The sequence below is a fragment of the Bradyrhizobium sp. 41S5 genome (assembly GCF_011516665.3).
Taxonomy (GTDB): Bacteria; Pseudomonadota; Alphaproteobacteria; order Rhizobiales; family Xanthobacteraceae; genus Bradyrhizobium; species Bradyrhizobium quebecense.
The window spans coordinates 409,022-426,911 of sequence record NZ_CP083721.1 but is presented as its reverse complement, the minus strand read 5'-3'; the positions used below and the strand labels follow the sequence as shown (position 1 = coordinate 426,911).

Genomic DNA, 17,890 nt, shown 5'->3' with positions numbered 1-17,890 from the left:
TGTTAATTTCCCACATACCACTCGGGTCGGATAGTCGGTTTGAATGACACACAATTAATGTTCCGCAAACCGAGCCATCTGAGATAGATTTAGAACCGGCGCCGCAAATCCCTTGCGCTCCACCGGGACCAACCACGGGAATTCGACCATGTCGGACCTAGACCGCAACTACGCTTCTCCTTTCGGCCGGGCCGCCGGGCGCATTGACGCTGCGGCCGTCGACGCCGGTCTGCGCGCCTACATGCTGCGCATCTACAACTACATGAGCATCGGCCTGGCCATCACAGGCTTGGCCGCGCTCGGTGTCTACATGGGTGCGGTGACAACCGATCAGTCCGCCGCCGTCGCCAAGTTTGGCAACGCCTATCTGACGCAGTTCGGCTACGCGATGTTCGTGAGCCCGCTGAAGTGGCTGTTCATCCTCGCCCCTCTGGCGATGGTGTTCGTCATCTCGGCCGGCATCAACCGCCTGCAGCCTGCGACCGCCCAGCTGCTGTTCTGGGTGTTCTCGGCGCTGATGGGCCTGTCGCTGTCGTCGATCTTCCTGGTGTACACGCACACCTCGATCGTGCGCGTGTTCTTCATCACCGCGGCGACGTTCGGTGCGCTGAGCCTCTACGGCTACACCACCAAGCGTGACATGAGCGGCATGGGCTCGTTCCTGTTCATGGGCCTGATCGGCATCATCATCGCGAGCCTGGTTAACCTGTTCCTGGCGAGCTCGGCGCTGCAGTTCATCGTGTCGGTGGTCGGCGTGCTGGTGTTCGCGGGCCTCACCGCCTGGGATACCCAGCGGCTGAAGAACGACTACATCTACGGCTACGCCTCGCAGGGTGGCGTGATGGCAGAGCGTGCGGCAATCACTGGTGCGCTGTCGCTCTACCTGAACTTCATCAACCTGTTCACGCTGCTCCTGCAGCTGCTCGGCCAGCGCGACTAGAGCGTTTCACATTTTGACTGAAGCATAACCGGCGTTTGCGAAGTAGTTTGCGCATTCGCGAGGCTGGATGTCCTGAACGAGGTGACCGATGTGGCGCCAAGTGTCTTCGACGGTGCGCCTCTGAGCCTGCCGCATCCAGTGTTTGATCTTGGAGAAGGCCTGTTCGATCGGGTTGAGGTCGGGCGAGTATGGCGGCAGGTACCAGAGCCTGGCGCCAGCAGCCTGGATCATTTGCCTGACAGCTTTCGACTTGTGGCTTCCGAGGTTGTCGAGAATGACGATGTCGCCTTCGCGCAGGGTTGGCAGGAGAAGGTGCTTCACATAAGCGCAGAAGCATTCGCCGTTGATCGGGCCGTCGAAGACGCAGGGTGCCGTGAGTTGGTCATGGCGGAGCGCGCCGAGGAATGTGAGGGTACGCCAGTGACCGTGCGGGGCGAAGCCGCGCAGGCGTGCGCCCTTGGGGCCCCAGCCCCGCAAAGGGGCCATGTTGGTCTTGATCCAAGTCTCATCGATGAAGACGAGCCGGCCCGGATCAAGTCCGGCCTGCCAGGATCGCCAACGCTGGCGCCTACGAGAGACGTCGGCGCGCGCTTGTTCGAGGGCGAACAGTGTTTTTTTGAACCGCAGCCCTTCCCGGCGCAGGAACAGCCAGACCGCGTTGTGTGAGACCTTGACCCCACGAGCTGCCAGTTCCGCCTTCAGACCATGCAGCGTCAGGTGCGGCGTCTGAATGATCCGCTCGACAATGAAGGCACGATGCGGATCAAGCAAGGGCTTGCGGTGACCGCCCATCTTGCCGGGCGCAACCGAGCCGGTCGCCCGCTGCCGCTGTGACCACTTCACAACCGACGAGACCGCAACACCAAACCGTTCCGCCACAGATCGGCAGCTCTCGCCCGCCAAAACCGACGCCACCACACGCTCGCGAAGATCCAGGGAAAGAGGTCGGGTCATGCGATGCTGGCCTCCAATCCAGTCAGCATCTTGAATCACAAACCGCCAAAAACCGGAATCCCCTCCGATTCAGTTAAGCAATGAAATGCATAGGCGCCTCCGGCTGCCGATTGATCCAAAGCCCCGGCCACGCGGCCGGGGCTTTTCTTTTACGCAGGGCAAAATACTGTCGTGCCATGTCCAGTCCCGCGGGGTCCAATCCGGAAATCAGGCTAACCGTCGAGGCGGACCTGCCCTCGATCACGGCGATCTACGAGCACGCGGTGCGCTTCGGCACAGCGACCTTCGAGCTGATCCCGCCCGACCTTGCCGAGATGACCCGCCGCTACAGCGCGCTGATCGATGGCGGCTTCCCCTATTTCGTCGCCGTGCTGGACGGCCGCATCGCGGGCTATGCCTATGCCGGCCCCTACCGGACCGCGGCCGGCCTATCGCTTCACGGTCGAGAACTCGGTCTATCTGGACCCCGCGGTCCATCGCCGCGGCATCGGCCTCCGGCTGATGGAGCGCCTGATCGCCGAATGCGACGCGCGCGACTTTCGGCAGATGATCGCGGTGATCAGGGACTCGGCCAATGTCGGCTCGATCGGGCTGCACCGCCGCTGCGGATTTCAGATGATCGCGACGCACCCGAATGTCGGCCTGAAATTCGGCCGCTGGCTCGACACCGTGATGATGCAGCGCGCGCTCGGCGAGGGCGCGGCGACGGCGGATTAGACGGCAATCCGTAACGCCTATACCTCCGTAGCGCCTATACCAGCGACAGCTTGCGATCGATCGCGAGCAGCACCCGTTCGAGCTCGTGGCCGCGGCGCAGGATCAGGCCGGTCGCCGAAATCACGCTGTACATGCCCTGCTTACGCGCCAGCCGGGGATCCTTCTCGATCCGGTAGATCGGCATTTCGGATGCGCGCCGGAACACCGAGAACACGGCGCGGTCCTTCAGGAAGTCGATCGCATAGTCGCGCCACTCGCCATCGGCGACCATGCGGCCGTAGAGATTGAGAATGCGGTTGAGCTCAAGTCGGTTGAATGTCACGCGGTTGGGCTGAGAGGTCGCGGCGGCGGGACGCGCCCCGGCACGATTCCCACTCGGATCACTATCCTCCGAGATCAAACTCATCGAGCGCCTCCTGTTATCCCGGTGACGATCGGGTTCCGAAGGCCGGTCCCCCCACTTCGGGATCGTCATGAGAGTGACATGATTGCGCTAAGCGCCGGAGCCCGCAAGGGGCCATTCGCAATGCAACCAGCCCTTAACCACGGCCAGGCGCGACGGATTGTCCGGAAAACCGAAGAGTCACGGGAACGTTAGAGGAATCATATTGCTGCCCCACTTCCGCCCATCGCCTGCCCCGCTGCCCTGCGAAAAGAAAATACTGCGTTGGCCCGGTCCTTTCGGTTCCGGATTCCTCAGCCCCCAGCCCCCCGGGGCCGTCGGGATCGGGCCTGTTCGCAGGGGAGTCAAATCCCAACCCACTGGGCCAACGAAAGTTGGTCCTTTTTGTTTTTGGGGCCCTGCCCGACTAAGCGCGATCAAGACCCGCAAGCCTCGGCGCTTCCCTCTCAGCAAATCAGTGGATGCACGCTTGCCGGCGCGCGGAGCCGCACGACAACTTGCGTGCGGCCCAACGACGCGACTGGCAGAAGCCAGCGCCGCGCAGCGCTGGAGCGTTTTCGAGCGAAGTGGACACCGGTTCGCATGAAGAAAACGCGTCAAACAAGAACCCAGAGCTTCGGTTCTGATCAATCAGAACCGAAGCTCTAGTGAAGCGAGGTGAATGCGGCGCCCAGCATCGGGCCCGGCTTGTCGCGATTGCCGTCCTGGACGTACACGGCCGCGGCATCGACGCCATCGCGCGTGATGTTCTCGAGCGGCACGGTCCAACTCCCGGACGAGCCGTTCCAGTCGCCGACCTTCAGGAGATTGCGCACCACGTTGTGGTACGTGATCTCGCGGCCGCGGTTCTCACCGCGCGCGATCGAGATCGGCACCGACTTCGAGATCGAGCAGATCCAGACTTCGCCGCGCGACACCGCGGGCGATTTCGATGCGGCCACCGACACGTTGATCTGCTTGCCGGTCAGCGTCATCGTCACCGGGACCGACATCACGCTGCCGCTCTTCTCGGTGTCCTTGATCGCGTCCTCGATGCCGGCGCGGTCGCTGCCGATCACATGGGCGGAGCCGTTGATCACGGCCTGCGGCGTATAGACGTCGCGGTCGCCGCGCATATGCGAATAGGCTTTCTGGCGCGCGCTGAAACGGGAATCGGCCAGCGTGTCCTTCCAGCCGAGATAATCCCAATAGTCGATCGGCATGCTGAGCGCGATGACATTGGGGTCCTTCGCGAGGTCACCGATGATCTTGTCCGCCGGCGGACATGACGAGCATCCCTGCGAGGTGAAGAGTTCGACGACAGCACGCGGATCAGCGTGAGCGGGGCGGATGATCGCGACGATCGCGCAGAAACCAAGCGCGCTGGACCATCGCGAGATACAATTATAGGCGATCATCGCTGTCATACTGCGAACCAGTCGTGATGATTTCCATCCGTATTTGTACGGAGCATGAAGTTGTCCCTTGAACTTGCGTGCCCCAGAACGCGAGAAGGCGGCCTTGTCATAGGCCGCCTTCTTTTTAGCCGCTACTCACTAAGCAGTGAGGCACTGATCACAAATCCGCGCTAGGCCGCGAGCTTGCGCAGCACGTAATGCAGGATGCCGCCGTTGCGATAGTAGTCGAGCTCGTCCAGCGTATCGATGCGGCAGAGCAGCGGGACGTCCCGCTTGCCGCCGTCGGCGGAGACGATTTCGGCCGTCAGCGTCTGGCGCGGCTTCAAATCGCCCTGCAGCCCGCGGATCGTGACCTTCTCGTCGCCCTTGAGGCCGAGCGAGGACCACGACGTGCCGTCCTGGAAGGTGAGCGGAAGCACACCCATGCCGACCAGGTTGGAGCGATGGATGCGCTCGAAGCTCTGGCAGATCACCGCGCGCACGCCGAGCAGGCGGGTGCCCTTGGCGGCCCAGTCGCGCGACGAGCCGTTGCCGTATTCGGCGCCGGCGAACACCACCAGCGGCACGTTCTCCTGCTGGTACTTCATCGCGGCGTCGTAGATCGACATCTGCTCGCCGTCGGGCCAGTGCTTGGTCAGACCGCCTTCCGGAATATTGCCGTCGGCACCCTTCAGCATGAAGTTCTTGATGCGGATGTTGGCGAAGGTGCCGCGCATCATCACTTCATGGTTGCCGCGCCGCGTGCCGTACTGGTTGAAGTCGGCGGGGCGCACTTGGTGCTCGCTCAGGAACTTGCCGGCGGGCGAGGTCAGCTTGATCGAGCCGGCCGGCGAGATGTGGTCGGTGGTGATCTTGTCGCCGAACATCGCGAGGATCCGCGCGTCGAGCACGTCGACGATCGGCTCCGGCTGCTTCTTCATGCCTTCGAAATAGGGCGGGTTCTGCACATAGGTCGAGCTCATGTTCCAGCGATAGGTCTCGCTTTCCGTGGTCTTGATCTTGCGCCAGTTGGTGTCGCCCTTGAACACGTCGGCGTACTTCTTCTTGAAGATCGTCGCGGTGACGTACTTCTTCATGAAGGCGTTGATCTCCTTGGTGGTCGGCCAGATGTCCTTCAGGAACACCGGCTTGCCATCCTTGCCGATGCCGATCGGCTCGACCGCGAGATCCTTGGTCACGGTGCCGGCGAGCGCATGCGCGACCACCAGCGGCGGCGAGGCGAGGTAGTTCGCCTGCACGTCCGGCGAGACGCGGCCTTCGAAGTTGCGGTTGCCCGACAGTACGGCGGCGGCGACGATGCCGTTGTCGTTGATCGACTTCGAGATGTCTTCCGGCAGCGGGCCGGAATTGCCGATGCAGGTGGTGCAGCCGAAGCCGACCAGGTTGAAGCCGACCTTGTCGAGATCGGCCTGCAGGCCGGAATTGGCGAGATATTCCGCCACCACCTGGCTGCCCGGCGCGAGCGAGGTCTTCACCCACGGCTTGGCCTTCAGGCCCTTGGCGGCCGCCTTGCGCGCCAGGAGGCCGGCGCCGATCAGCACGCTCGGGTTCGAGGTGTTGGTGCAGGAGGTGATCGCAGCGATCACGACATCGCCATGACCGAGATCGAAATTGCGGCCCTCGACCGCGAAGCGCTTCTGCTCGCCATCGGGCTTCTTGTATTCGTTGACCAGCGCGGTGGCGAAACCGGTCGAGACGGCCGGCAGCGCGATGCGGCCTTCGGGGCGCTTCGGTCCGGCCATCGACGGCACCACGTCGGCGAGGTCGAGCGTCAGCGTGGTGGTGAACACCGGATCGGCCGACTTGGCGGTACGGAACAGGCCCTGCGCCTTGGCATAGGCCTGCACCAGCTTGACGCGATCAGCCTTGCGGCCCGAGGTCTTCAGGTAATCGATGGTCGCGGCATCGACCGGGAAGAAGCCGCAGGTCGCGCCGTATTCGGGCGCCATGTTGCCAATGGTCGCCTTGTCCGCGACCGACAGGAAATCGAGGCCCGGACCGAAGAACTCGACGAACTTGCCGACCACGCCGAGCTTGCGCAGCATCTGGGTGACGGTCAGCACCAGGTCGGTCGCGGTGACGCCTTCCTTGAGCTGGCCCTTGAGCTTGAAGCCGACCACTTCCGGCAGCAGCATCGACAGCGGCTGGCCGAGCATGCAGGCTTCCGCCTCGATGCCGCCGACGCCCCAGCCGAGCACGGCGAGGCCGTTGACCATCGTGGTGTGCGAGTCGGTGCCGACGAGCGAGTCGGGATAGGCGACCTCGAAGGTGCCGGTCTTCTTGCCGACCGTCATCTTCTCCTTCTTGGTCCACACCGTCTGTGCAAGGTATTCGAGATTGACCTGGTGGCAGATGCCGGTGCCGGGCGGCACCACCGAGAAGTTCGAGAACGCCTTCTGGCCCCACTTCAGGAACTCGTAGCGCTCCTGGTTCTGCTTGTATTCCTCGGTGACGTTCTTCGCGAATGCCTTGTTGTCACCGAAGAAGTTGACGATCACCGAGTGGTCGATGACGAGATCGACCGGCACCAGCGGGTTGATCTTCTCGGCGTCGCCACCGAGGTTCTGCATCGCGTTGCGCATCGCCGCGAGATCGACCACGGCCGGAACGCCGGTGAAATCCTGCATCAGCACGCGCGCCGGGCGGAACGCGATTTCGTGCTCGAGCTGGCGCTTCTTCAGCCACTTCGACACCGCAACGATGTCTTCCTTCTTCACGGTGCGGCCGTCCTCGTTGCGCAGCAGGTTCTCGAGCAGAACCTTCATCGAATACGGCAGCTTCGAGATACCCTTCAGTCCGTTCTTCTCTGCCTGGGGCAGGCTGTAATAGACGTAGGACTTGCCGCCGACCTTCATGGTCTTGCGGCATTTGAAGCTGTCGAGCGAGGTCATGCGAGGAATCCCAATTTTCAGTTATACCCGGCAAGGGTAACTAAACACCGGCGATCGACACGGGCCGAGGGAATGGCCTGGATGGCTTGCGGCCGCCGATTGTGTGTGCTGCATCAAGTTCCGGGCTTATAGAACCTTTCTAGAAGCACCGCCACACCGACAAGCGTGCGACAGCGTTGCGCGACCCAAAAATTCTCACGCGGTAGCGAAAGATTTCAGAGGGCTGTGACAAGACGAACCATGCGGCTCTCGGGACGAAATCTGAAATGCGTGCGCGGCGGACGCGAGGTGTTTTCCAGCCTCGATCTGTCGGCGACGGCCGGCGAGGCGCTTGCCGTCACCGGGCCCAACGGCGCGGGCAAGACCTCGCTGCTGCGCGTCCTCGCCGGGCTCCTGGTTCCCGCCGAGGGCTCGATTGCGCTCGAAGGCGGCGACGCCGAGCTCAGTCTGCCCGAACAGGCCCACTATCTTGGCCACCGCGACGCGCTGAAGCCGGCGCTGAGTGTCGCGGAAAATCTTTCCTTCTGGCGGGAATTCCTCGGCGGTGAGACGGAGGACGCCGGCCGCTGCCTCGCCGCCGTGGCGCTCGACCACGCCGCGCATCTGCCGGCGGCCTACCTCTCCGCCGGCCAGCGCCGCCGCCTGTCGATCGCGCGCCTGCTCTCGGTGCGGCGGCCGGTATGGCTGCTGGACGAGCCGACATCGGCGCTCGATGCGGCCGGACAGGCGCTGTTCGTAGGCCTGATGCGCGACCATCTCGCGAGCGGCGGCCTGATCGTCGCCGCGACCCATCTGCCGCTCGGCATCGACGCGCGCGACTTGCGGATGGGAGGCGCGGCATGAGCAAGCTGTTCTATCTCTCGCCGCCGTGCGCAGCTCTCTCCGTCCCCTCCCCCCTTGCGGGGGAGGGTCAGGGAGAGGGGTGCCACACGACGTGCTCTCTCCGTCTATCTCTCCGCGACAGGCGGCCGAGATTGCATTACCGACCTTGCCAGCGAATATCTCGCCCGGGGCCACCCCTCTCCCCAGCCCTCCCCCGCAAGGGGGGAGGGAGCGCACTGGTTGCGCGGCACGACATCGGCTCGCACAGCGACTGCTGCGGAGGCGCGGCATGAGCGCGCTGGCCGCATTGATCCGCCGCGACATCAAGATCGCGCTGCGCGTCGGCGGCGGGGCGCTGATCGGCGTGCTGTTCTTCCTCACCGTCACGGTGCTGATGCCGTTCGCGGTCGGGCCCGATCTGGCGCTGCTGTCGCGGCTCGGACCCGCCATCCTCTGGCTCGGCGCGCTGCTGGCGAGCCTGCTCACCCTCGACCGGCTGTTCACGGCCGATCACGAGGACGGCTCGCTCGACCTGATCGTGATGAGCCGGACGCCGCTGGAACTCGCCTGCGCGGCCAAGGCGCTGGCGCATTGGATCGCAGCCGGCCTGCCGCTGATCATCGCGACGCCGGTGCTCGGCCTGCTGCTCAATCTCGACGGGACGGCGACGCTTGCGGTTGCGGCGACCCTGCTGGCGGGAACTCCGGCGCTGACCTTCACCGGCATGATCGGCGCGGCATTGGCGGTGACGCTGCATCGCGGCGGGCTGCTGCTCGCCGTGCTGGTGCTGCCGCTGTCGATCCCGGTGCTGATCTTCGGCGTTGCCGCGTCGCAGGCGGCGATATCGGGGTCCCTGCCCTTTGGAACACCATTCTCGATCCTCTGCGCGCTGTCACTTGCCAGCCTCGTGATCGGCCCGTTTGCCGCCGCCGCGAGCCTGCGGCACGGGCTGGACTGAAATTGGCCGGCTATATGAGCCCGATCAAATCTCGCCGAGAGAAATTCGGCCAATTGCCTGCGACACATCGGACGACTATCAGGGTGCCATGACGCTGACCGACCTCGCCAACCCGACCAAGTTCCTGGCGCTGACCGCGCGGATCCTGCCGTGGCTGGCGGGCGTGACCGCGATCCTGCTCGCGATCGGACTCTACCAGTCGGCAATGGCGCCCGACGACTACCAGCAGGGCGCCACGGTGAAGATCATGTTCATCCACGTGCCGAATGCGTGGCTGTCGATGTTCGTCTGGGGCGTCATGAGCGTGGCCGCGCTCGGCACCCTGGTGTGGCGGCATCCGCTCGCCGACGTCGCCGCGAAAGCCGCCGCTCCGATCGGCGCCGCCTTCACCTTCCTTGCGCTGGTCACCGGCTCGCTATGGGGCCGGCCGATGTGGGGCACCTATTGGGAGTGGGACGCGCGGCTGACCTCGGTGCTGATCCTGTTCCTGATGTATCTCGGCCTGATGGCGCTGTGGCGCGCGGTGGAAGACCCTTCGCGCGCGGCGCGGGCGGCAGCGGTCCTGACCCTGGTCGGCGCCATCAACATCCCGATCATCAAGTTCTCGGTCGACTGGTGGAATACGTTGCATCAGCCGGCCTCGGTGCTCCGGATGGGCGGATCGACACTCGACAAGGCGTTCCTGTGGCCGCTGCTCGTGATGGCGATCGCGTTTTCGCTGCTCTTCATCACCTTGCACCTGGCGGCAATGCGCAACGAGATCCTGCGCCGGCGCGTGCGCAGCTTGCAGATGATGCAAGCGAACCGCGTCGCGTTTACGAGCGAAGTGGGCACCGGTTCGCGTGACGGAAACGCGTCACAAGAAATTGGAGCGGCGTGACACGATGTCGCTTGGTCCCTACGCCTCTTTCATCGTGACGTCCTATGCGCTGGTCGCGGCGGTCGTGCTGCTCTTGATCGTCTGGATCATTGCCGACTATCGCCGCCAGCAGGCGCACCTCAAGGAGATCGAGGCCAGCGGCATCACGCGCCGCTCCGGCCGCAGCGCGGCGGATATAAGATGAGTGATCAGGTGACCAACAGCCCGCCGCAAGCCCGCCGCCTGCTGGTGGTGCTGCCGTTGATGGTTTTCCTCGGTCTTGCCGGGCTTTTCCTGCTGCGGCTCTATGGCGGCGATCCCTCCAAAATTCCGTCAGCACTGATCGGCCGGCCGGCGCCGCAGACCGCGCTGCCCGCGCTCGACGGCCTCGTGAAGGATGGCGCGCCTGTCCCCGGTCTCGATCCCGCGGCCTTCAAGGGCAAGGTCTCAATCGTCAACGTCTGGGCGTCCTGGTGCGTGCCCTGCCACGACGAAGCGCCGCTGCTGACCGAACTCGGCAAGGACAAGCGCTTCCAGATCATCGGCATCAACTACAAGGACTCGCCCGAGAACGCGCGGCGCTTCCTCGGCCGCTACGGCAATCCGTTCGGCATCGTCGGCGTCGACGGCAACGGCCGCGCCTCGATCGAGTGGGGCGTCTACGGCGTGCCCGAGACCTTCCTAGTCGGGCGCGAGGGCAAGATCGTCTACAAGCTGGTCGGCCCGGTGACGCCTGACAATGTCAACACCGTACTCAGGGCCGAGATCGAGAAGGCGCTGCGCGCGGACAAGTAATCGCGTCACCCACACGCGAAGCGCGAACAGATCGCGCGCAAACCTGCGACAAAATAATTCGATACGTTTATCTGCGGTTCATTTCGCGGCCACGGCAACGCCACGAACGCAACCCCAACTCAGCAGCGTTGACATCAACGTTCCTCAGGAGGGGACATATGCGCAAGACCACGCTCGCTTCACTTCTCGCCACCGCGCTCACACTCGGCATGATCACGGCATCGCCGTCGATGGCCCAGACTCCGCAGCCGGCTGCGCCCGCCGCGAAGTCGGAGAGCAAGATGGCTCCCGCCCCGAAAGCCGCCACCCCTGACTTGAAGACGACGGGAATGGCGAAAGACGACCTGCTCGACATCAACAGCGCCAGCCCCGACCAGCTCGACGCGCTGCCCGGTGTCGGCAAGGCCTATTCGGCCGCGATCATCAAGGGCCGCCCCTACAAGGGCAAGGATGAACTGGTGCAGAAGAACATCCTGCCGCAGGCGACCTACGACAAGATCAAGGACAAGATCGTCGCCAAGCAGAAGAGCTGAGCTCTGAAGAGTTGATCTCCGAAGCGTCGGACGCAGCGCGGCGCAATCGCCCGCGCTGCGTCCGGATTACTTTCTTAGATCGCCGGCGTCCGCCTCGCTGGTTTCCAGCGAGACCGGCTCCAGATGATAGCGCTTGGTCAGCGGCATCTGAGCGATGGCGAACACCATGGTCAGCGGCGTCACACCGAACACCTTGAAGTTCACCCAGAAATCCGTGGTCTGCGTCCGCCAGACGATCTCGTTGAGAATAGCCATGCCGGCGAAGAACAGCGCCCAGCGCATGGTGAGGATGCGCCAGCCCTGCGGCGTCAGATTGAACATCTGGTCGAACATGACGGCGATGAAGGAGCGGCCGAACAGCAGTCCGCCGCCGAGCACGGCCGCGAACAGGCCGTAGATGATGGTCGGCTTGACCTTGATGAAGGTTTCGTCGTGCAGCACCAAGGTCAGGGTGCCGAACACCAGCACGACCGCGCCGGTCACCAGCGCCATGATCGGCACGTGCCTGGTCACCACATAGGATGCGATCATGGCAGCTACGATCGCGACCATGAACGCGCCTGTCGCGAAGAATAAATGGTATTTGGCGTTCGCGATGAAGAACACGAGCAGCGGCCCGAGCTCGGTCGCAAGCTTGAACAGCGGATGTGGCTGGGTCTTGTCCATCAATTCAGTCCATTGAACTCGTGTCTTGGCCATCCTTCGAGACGGCGCTCCGCGCCTCCTCAGGATGACGACCTTTCGTATCCCACCGCCATCCTGAGGATGCGCGTACTAGCGCGCGTCTCGAAGGATGAATTATTCGATCCCGGCAATCGCCTTGGCAAAATCCTTCGCCGTGAACGGCGCGAGGTCCTCGACGCCTTCGCCGACGCCGACGAAATGCACCGGCAGCTTGTGCTTCTCCGACAGCGCGACAAGGATGCCGCCGCGTGCAGTGCCGTCAAGCTTGGTCATCACGAGGCCGGTGACACCTGCCGTACGATGAAACGCCTCGACCTGCGACAGCGCATTTTGTCCCACCGTGGCGTCGAGCACGAGCAGCACCGCATGCGGCGCCGACGCATCGACCTTCTTGATGACGCGCACGACCTTTTCGAGCTCGTTCATCAGCTCGGACTTGTTCTGCAGCCGGCCGGCGGTGTCGATCAGCAGCACGTCGCGCGCCTGCTCCTTTGCCTCGGTCAGCGCGCTGAAGGCGAGGCTTGCCGAATCCGAGCCCTGGGCCCCGGCAATGACCGGCGACTTGGTGCGCTCGCCCCAGACCTTGAGCTGCTCGATCGCCGCGGCACGGAAGGTATCGCCGGCGGCCAGCATGACCTTGCGGCCCTCGGCGGAGAATTTCGCGGCGAGCTTGCCGATCGTCGTGGTCTTGCCGGAGCCGTTGACGCCGACCACGAGGATCACGAACGGCTTCAGCGCCGCATCGATCTCGAGCGGCTTCGCCACCGGCGCCAGCACCTTCTCGACCTCGGTCGCAACCACCTCCTTGACCTCGTCGGCCGAGATCGCCTTGTCGTAGCGGCCCTTGCCGACCGCCTCCGCGATCCGCACCGAGACCTCGGTACCGAGGTCGGCGCGCAGCAGCACATCCTCGATATCATCGAGCATAGCTCGGTCGAGCTTGCGCTTGGTGACGAGATCGGCGACGGCCGTGCCGAGCGCGCCCGAGGTGCGCTTGAGGCCGCCTTTCAGCCGCTGCCACCAGCTCTGTTTTGGAGTTCCTGCAGTGGTATCGTTCATGGCGCGGACGTGTTAGCCGTTTCGGCCCATAAACGAAAGTCTCGACGAATTGATCGATGTTCCCCAATTGACCGCCGAAGAAATCTTAGGCCGGGTGCTCCACCGCGACGGACTGATGCTGGTCATCGACAAGCCGGCGGGCCTGCCGGTGCACCGCGGCCCCAAGGGCGGCCCCAATCTGGAGGCCTCGTTCGACGCGTTGCGGTTCGGCCTGCCGCGGCCGCCGGTGCTGGCGCATCGGCTGGACAAGGACACCTCCGGCTGCCTCGTCCTGGGACGCCACCGCAAGGCGACCGCCTCGCTCGGGCTGTTGTTCAAGCACAGCAAGATTGCGAAGACCTATTGGACCGTGGTCGAGGGCGGCCCTGCCGAGGATCAAGGCACCATCGACATGCCGCTCGGCCGGCTCAACGCCGAACGCGGCTGGTGGCAGAAGCCGGACCCGGATGGCCAGAAGGCCATCACCAACTGGAAGGTGCTGGGACGCGGCGAGGGCATCGCCTGGCTCGCGATGGAGCCTGTCACCGGCCGCACCCATCAGCTCCGGGTGCATTCGGCGGCGATGGGCTGGCCGATCGTCGGCGACAACATCTATGGCAACGGCCCGCGCTTCGGCGAGCCGACCCTGCATCTGCATTCGCGCGAAATCGGCATCCCGATTTCCCGCAACAAGGATCCGGTGCACGTCGTCGCGCCGGCGCCGGCGCACATGCGGGAGCGGCTCAAGGCCTGCGGCTGGAACGGCGAATAGAGCGTTTTCCAGCGAAGTGGATACCGGTTCGCGTAAAGAAAACGCGTCGACATGTAGAGCTTCCTCCGGGATTCTACTGATCATTATCCTTACGAAACGTTCAGGTCCGCCCGATAAAGCTGCAAACCGGCTTAGAACAAGCAATCGGGACGGGCTCAGGACGAGCAATGCTGACTGCCGGGCAGGCAATTGTCGACGAGGTCGAGGCTGCGATACGCGCCGGCTCCGCCGAAAAATGCATCGCGACGGCGAAGCGCGTCACTGATCTCTTCCTCCACTCCGCCGGCAGCTTCAACAGCGAGCAGGTCGAACTGTTCGACAATGTGCTCGAACGGCTGGTCAAGACCATCGAGCTGCGCGCGCTCGCCGAGATCAGCGCCCGGATGGCGCTTGCCGAGATCAGCGAGCAGCTCGCCCCGGTCGCGCAGGCACCGCCCGCGATCGTTCGCCGCCTCGCCAAAAACGACGAGATCCGGATCGCGCGGCCGATGCTGCAGGAATCCTCGCGCCTCAGTGCCGAGGACCTGGTCGAGATCGCGCAGACCAAGAGCGAGCAGCACCTGCTCGCCGTCGCCGGTCGCTGGTGGCTGAAGGACGTCGTCAGCGACGCGCTTCTGGCTCGTCGCTTTGTGAGCGTGAGCCACCGCCTCGTCACCAATCCCGGCGCCAAGGTATCGCCGGGCGGATTTGCCGTGATCCTCGCACAGGCCGAGCACGATCCGACCCTCGCAGTCGAGACCGGCATCCGCGCGGACCTGCCGGCGGAGCTCCGTCTTCAGCTCCTGCGCCAGGCAACGGAAGAGGTTCGCGGCCGTTTGCTGGAACGCGCCCCGCCGTATCTGTACGAGGAAATCCGGCACGCGATCGCCGCAGTCGCCGCCGGCGTCGAGCGCGACATGTCGCAGGTCCGCCATTTCACCGCAGCCAAGCGCCACGTCGCGAAGCTGAAGGACAGTGGCGAGCTCGACGAGGCTGCCCTGCTCAGCTTCGCCAGGCAGCGAAGATATGAAGAAACCGTCGTTGCGCTGGCGGATCTTGCGCAGTCGAACATCGAGGTGATCCGCTCCCTGATGCAAAGCCTGCGCGGCGAAGGCCTGCTGGTGCCGTGCCGGGCGGCAGGCCTGAGCTGGGAGACCACCGCCGCGGTAATGGAATGCCGCTATGCGACCGGCTCCATGGGCGCCGTTGAGCTCGCCCACGCGAAGAGCCAGTTCGCGAAACTGACCCGCGCCAACGCCGATCGCCTGCTGCGGTTCTGGCAGGTTCGCGCGCCGCAGCCGCCAAAGCCCGGCGGCCGCGCGCACTGAGTGCGTCATGCGCGATGGCTACGGATTCCGATTTCAATCCGTCAAACAGCTGGTTCGGTGTCATCACCCGCCTATGCGTATCCGGGTGATCCAGTATTTTAGAGACGTCGGTGCTCGAGCCGAGAGGCCACGGCTTACTCCCGATGTCGTCCCTGCGAAAGCAGGGACCCGTACTCCGCAGCGGATATTGTGAACAGGACTCGTCGTTCCGGCATCGCCCAACAACAACCATTTCGTGGTTATGGGTCCCAGCTTTCGCAGGGATCACATCGAGGTTGTTGGCGCGGCGATGAGTCAAACTTTCTATCCGCGCCTCGGAATCCATTCTTCCACGAGTTTTGCGGCTCAATGGACTCCGGGTTCGGTGCTGCGCACCGCCCCGGCATGACGAGAGAATGGTGAGGCGCATCGTCCTGATGTAACGCACAGGACGTCGTCTCAACGGACGTAGCCGACCGATGCAGTGAGGCGCGCGCCGTCATGTCCGCTGATGGACATCGCACGCACCATGCCCGGCACATCGTCATCGATCGCGACCGGCAGGAAATGCTCGGTGCGGCCCTGCCTGTCGCTCTCGATCAGTACCTCGCGCGTCGCGCCGACTTCCGCAGCAAGCCGCCGCACCAGCGCGGCTTCGCCGGCCGCGCGCAGCCGCTTGGCGCGCTCCCTGATCGCACCGCCCTCGACCTGCGGCATTCGTGCGGCCGGCGTGCCCGGACGCTTCGAATAGGGAAACACATGCAGGAAGGTGAGATCGCATTCCGCGACCAGGTCGAGCGAGCGCGCGAACATATCTTCAGACTCGGTCGGGAAACCCGCGATAATGTCGGCGCCGAACGCGATGTCCGGCCGCAGACGGCGCACCTGCGAGCAGAAATCGATTGCGTCCCGGCGTGAATGCCGGCGCTTCATCCGCTTCAGGATCATGTCGTCGCCGGACTGCAAGGACAGATGCAGATGCGGCATCAGCCGCGCATCGTCGGCAATGACATCGAGCAGGTCGCGGTCGGCCTCGATCGAATCGATCGACGAGATGCGCAACCGCCTCAGCTCGGGCACATGGCGCAGGATCTGCCGGGTCAACTGGCCGAGCTTCGGCGCGCCCGGCAGGTCGGCGCCATAGCTCGTGAGATCGACGCCGGTCAGCACGATCTCGGCGTGGCCGCGCTCGACCAGCGTACGGACCTGATCGACGACGGCTCCCATCGGCACCGAACGCGAATTGCCGCGGCCATAGGGAATGATGCAGAAGGTGCAGCGATGATCGCAGCCGTTCTGCACCTGCACGAATACCCGCGGCAGGCCGCGCTCGAAGCCGTCGAGCAGATGCGGCGCCATTTCCGTCACCGCCATGATGTCGGCGACCGCGACCTTCTCGCTCGCGCCGATGTCGAAAGCTGCGCGCGTCGCCTGCCAGGCGTCGCCCCGCATCTTCTCGTCATTGCCGACGACGCGATCGACCTCGGCCATCTCGGCGAACATCTCGGCTTGCGTCTGCGCCGCGCAGCCGGTGACGACGATGCGCGCCGCGGGGCGTTCGCGCTTCAACTTGCGGATCGACTGCCGGGCCTGCGCCACCGCCTCGTTGGTGACCGCGCAGCTGTTGATGACGATGGTGTCGGTGAGCCCGGCCTGCTCTGCCTCGCGGCGGATCACCTCGGATTCGAACGCGTTGAGGCGGCAGCCAAAGGTGACGATTTCGACGCTCATAACCGATCCCAAGACCGCCTTCATGCCCGGCTAAGCGACGCTGGCGAACAGCGCCGGATCGAAGCGGCCCTCATATTCGAAATCGGCGGTACCGGTCATCAGCACGTGGTCGTCGCGTTCGCGCCACTCGATCCCGAGCTTGCCGCCGGGCAGCGTGATCTCGACCATCCGGTTGGCGCGCTTCAGCCGCGCCGCCGCGACCGCGGTCGCGCAGGCCGCCGACCCGCAGGCCCTGGTGAGGCCGGCGCCACGCTCCCAGGTGCGGATCGTGATGCGGTCGCGATCGACGATTTGGGCGAGCGTGATATTGGCGCGCTCCGGGAAGATCGGATGGTTTTCCAGGAGCGGCCCGAAACGTTCGAGGTCGTAGGCATTGACGTCATCGACCCAGAAGACCGCGTGCGGATTGCCCATCGAGACCACCGACGGCGAATGCAGCACCGGATTGTCGATCGGCCCGACCTGCAGCTCGATGTAGCGGGTGTCGCGAAATTCCTCAGCCAGCGGAATGTCCTGCCAGCCGAACTTCGGCGCGCCCATGTCGACGGTGTAGAGATCGGGCGCCGGCCCCTGCCAGCAATTGAGCAGGCCGGCGCGGGTCTGGAACGTCGCCGATGTCTGACCGGTCTTCTCGAAGATCCGCCGCACCACGCAGCGCATGCCGTTGCCGCAGGCCCCGGCCTCCGAGCCGTCATTGTTGTAGATCGAGATGAACGCTTCGGTGCCATCGAGCCGCGGCGGCTGAAGCACCATCAGCTGGTCATAGGGCACGCCGCCGGCCGGCGACGCCACGGCGCGCGCCTCCGCCGCCGAAACCTGTGCTTTGGAATCGCGCAGGTCGACGACAACGATCTCGTTTCCGATGCCGTTCATCTTGGCGAATGCGTGATTAGCGAGCGCGCTCATCGATTTTCCTAAATTCCGCCCGGTTATATGGCGAGTGGTGGCCAGATGGCTAGTGCGGCGAATTTGAAGCTCCTACGGTGGCTCCGCGGGTTCTGTAGGAGCTTCAAATTCGAAACCGCACTAGAAACAATTGTTTGCTGGTGCTCCTCTAATTCCGAAGTTCGCACAGTTTCTGCCGCACTCGCTTGCGAACTTCGGAATTGG

General features: G+C 64.2%; 17 protein-coding genes and 1 pseudogene. 10 read left to right on the top strand and 8 right to left on the bottom strand.

Annotation, left to right across the window (positions count from 1 at the left end; genetic code table 11):
- Nucleotides 1-148: 148 nt before the first annotated feature.
- A complete protein-coding gene (locus HAP47_RS02130) occupies nt 149-940 on the top strand; it encodes a Bax inhibitor-1/YccA family protein (RefSeq protein ID WP_021078796.1) in 792 nt (263 codons plus the stop codon).
- Between the two features lie 6 nt (nt 941-946).
- Here HAP47_RS02130 and HAP47_RS02125 read toward each other — a convergent pair whose 3' ends face one another.
- Complete coding sequence (locus HAP47_RS02125) at nt 947-1,894, bottom strand: IS630 family transposase (RefSeq protein WP_173637148.1); 948 nt, start codon at nt 1,892-1,894, stop codon at nt 947-949.
- A gap of 176 nt (nt 1,895-2,070) precedes the next feature.
- On the opposite strand from HAP47_RS02125, the pseudogene HAP47_RS02120 reads away from it, so the two are divergent.
- Nucleotides 2,071-2,611: pseudogene (locus tag HAP47_RS02120) on the top strand (GNAT family N-acetyltransferase).
- 34 nt (nt 2,612-2,645) lie between these two features.
- Here the strand turns inward: HAP47_RS02120 and HAP47_RS02115 are convergent.
- The 3 genes from HAP47_RS02115 to acnA form a co-directional block, all read right to left on the bottom strand.
- Nucleotides 2,646-3,017, bottom strand: a complete 372-nt coding sequence (locus tag HAP47_RS02115; protein ID WP_173639640.1) for a DUF2794 domain-containing protein — start codon at nt 3,015-3,017, stop codon at nt 2,646-2,648.
- A 641-nt stretch (nt 3,018-3,658) separates the two neighbouring features.
- Nucleotides 3,659-4,420 (bottom strand): DUF1223 domain-containing protein, encoded by a 762-nt coding sequence (locus tag HAP47_RS02110; protein ID WP_173639641.1) that lies wholly within the window; start codon nt 4,418-4,420, stop codon nt 3,659-3,661.
- 161 nt (nt 4,421-4,581) lie between these two features.
- A complete protein-coding gene (gene acnA / locus HAP47_RS02105; RefSeq protein ID WP_173639642.1) occupies nt 4,582-7,302 on the bottom strand; it encodes an aconitate hydratase AcnA in 2,721 nt (906 codons plus the stop codon).
- Nucleotides 7,303-7,542: 240 nt separating this feature from the next.
- Here acnA and ccmA point away from each other — a divergent pair, with 240 nt between their 5' ends.
- The 6 genes from ccmA to HAP47_RS02075 all read left to right on the top strand — a co-directional run bounded on the left by ccmA (nt 7,543) and on the right by HAP47_RS02075 (nt 11,269).
- Entirely contained in the window at nt 7,543-8,145 is a 603-nt protein-coding gene (gene ccmA, locus HAP47_RS02100; RefSeq protein ID WP_173639643.1) for a heme ABC exporter ATP-binding protein CcmA, read from the top strand.
- Between the two features lie 268 nt (nt 8,146-8,413).
- Nucleotides 8,414-9,082, top strand: coding sequence for a heme exporter protein CcmB (ccmB, locus tag HAP47_RS02095; protein ID WP_173639644.1), 669 nt, complete (start codon nt 8,414-8,416; stop codon nt 9,080-9,082).
- Nucleotides 9,083-9,170: 88 nt separating this feature from the next.
- Nucleotides 9,171-9,962, top strand: coding sequence for a heme ABC transporter permease (locus HAP47_RS02090; RefSeq protein WP_173639645.1), 792 nt, complete (start codon nt 9,171-9,173; stop codon nt 9,960-9,962).
- A gap of 4 nt (nt 9,963-9,966) precedes the next feature.
- Nucleotides 9,967-10,146 carry a heme exporter protein CcmD gene (ccmD, locus tag HAP47_RS02085; protein ID WP_173639646.1) on the top strand — a complete coding sequence of 60 codons (180 nt, stop codon included), beginning with the start codon at nt 9,967-9,969 and terminating at the stop codon, nt 10,144-10,146.
- Complete coding sequence (locus tag HAP47_RS02080; protein ID WP_173639647.1) at nt 10,143-10,736, top strand: DsbE family thiol:disulfide interchange protein; 594 nt, start codon at nt 10,143-10,145, stop codon at nt 10,734-10,736. Before ccmD ends, HAP47_RS02080 begins: the two co-directional genes overlap by 4 nt.
- Nucleotides 10,737-10,894: 158 nt before the next feature.
- On the top strand, nt 10,895-11,269 hold the full coding sequence (locus HAP47_RS02075; RefSeq protein WP_173639648.1) for a ComEA family DNA-binding protein: 375 nt from the start codon (nt 10,895-10,897) through the stop codon (nt 11,267-11,269).
- A 66-nt stretch (nt 11,270-11,335) separates the two neighbouring features.
- Here HAP47_RS02075 and HAP47_RS02070 read toward each other — a convergent pair whose 3' ends face one another.
- Nucleotides 11,336-11,935, bottom strand: a complete 600-nt coding sequence (locus tag HAP47_RS02070; RefSeq protein ID WP_173639649.1) for a septation protein A — start codon at nt 11,933-11,935, stop codon at nt 11,336-11,338.
- Between the two features lie 132 nt (nt 11,936-12,067).
- Nucleotides 12,068-13,012 carry a signal recognition particle-docking protein FtsY gene (ftsY, locus tag HAP47_RS02065; protein WP_173639650.1) on the bottom strand — a complete coding sequence of 315 codons (945 nt, stop codon included), beginning with the start codon at nt 13,010-13,012 and terminating at the stop codon, nt 12,068-12,070.
- Nucleotides 13,013-13,061: 49 nt separating this feature from the next.
- Here ftsY and HAP47_RS02060 point away from each other — a divergent pair, with 49 nt between their 5' ends.
- Both HAP47_RS02060 and HAP47_RS02055 read left to right on the top strand, forming a co-directional pair.
- Nucleotides 13,062-13,763, top strand: a complete 702-nt coding sequence (locus HAP47_RS02060) for an RluA family pseudouridine synthase (RefSeq protein WP_173639651.1) — start codon at nt 13,062-13,064, stop codon at nt 13,761-13,763.
- A gap of 167 nt (nt 13,764-13,930) precedes the next feature.
- Nucleotides 13,931-15,070, top strand: coding sequence for a DUF2336 domain-containing protein (locus tag HAP47_RS02055; RefSeq protein WP_173639652.1), 1,140 nt, complete (start codon nt 13,931-13,933; stop codon nt 15,068-15,070).
- A gap of 438 nt (nt 15,071-15,508) precedes the next feature.
- Here the strand turns inward: HAP47_RS02055 and mtaB are convergent, their stop codons facing one another.
- Nucleotides 15,509-16,780: a tRNA (N(6)-L-threonylcarbamoyladenosine(37)-C(2))-methylthiotransferase MtaB gene (gene mtaB, locus HAP47_RS02050; RefSeq protein ID WP_173639653.1), complete on the bottom strand. Its 1,272-nt coding sequence runs from the start codon at nt 16,778-16,780 to the stop codon at nt 15,509-15,511.
- Between the two features lie 30 nt (nt 16,781-16,810).
- Nucleotides 16,811-17,686: a diaminopimelate epimerase gene (gene dapF / locus HAP47_RS02045; RefSeq protein WP_173639654.1), complete on the bottom strand. Its 876-nt coding sequence runs from the start codon at nt 17,684-17,686 to the stop codon at nt 16,811-16,813.
- Nucleotides 17,687-17,890: the final 204 nt, after the last annotated feature.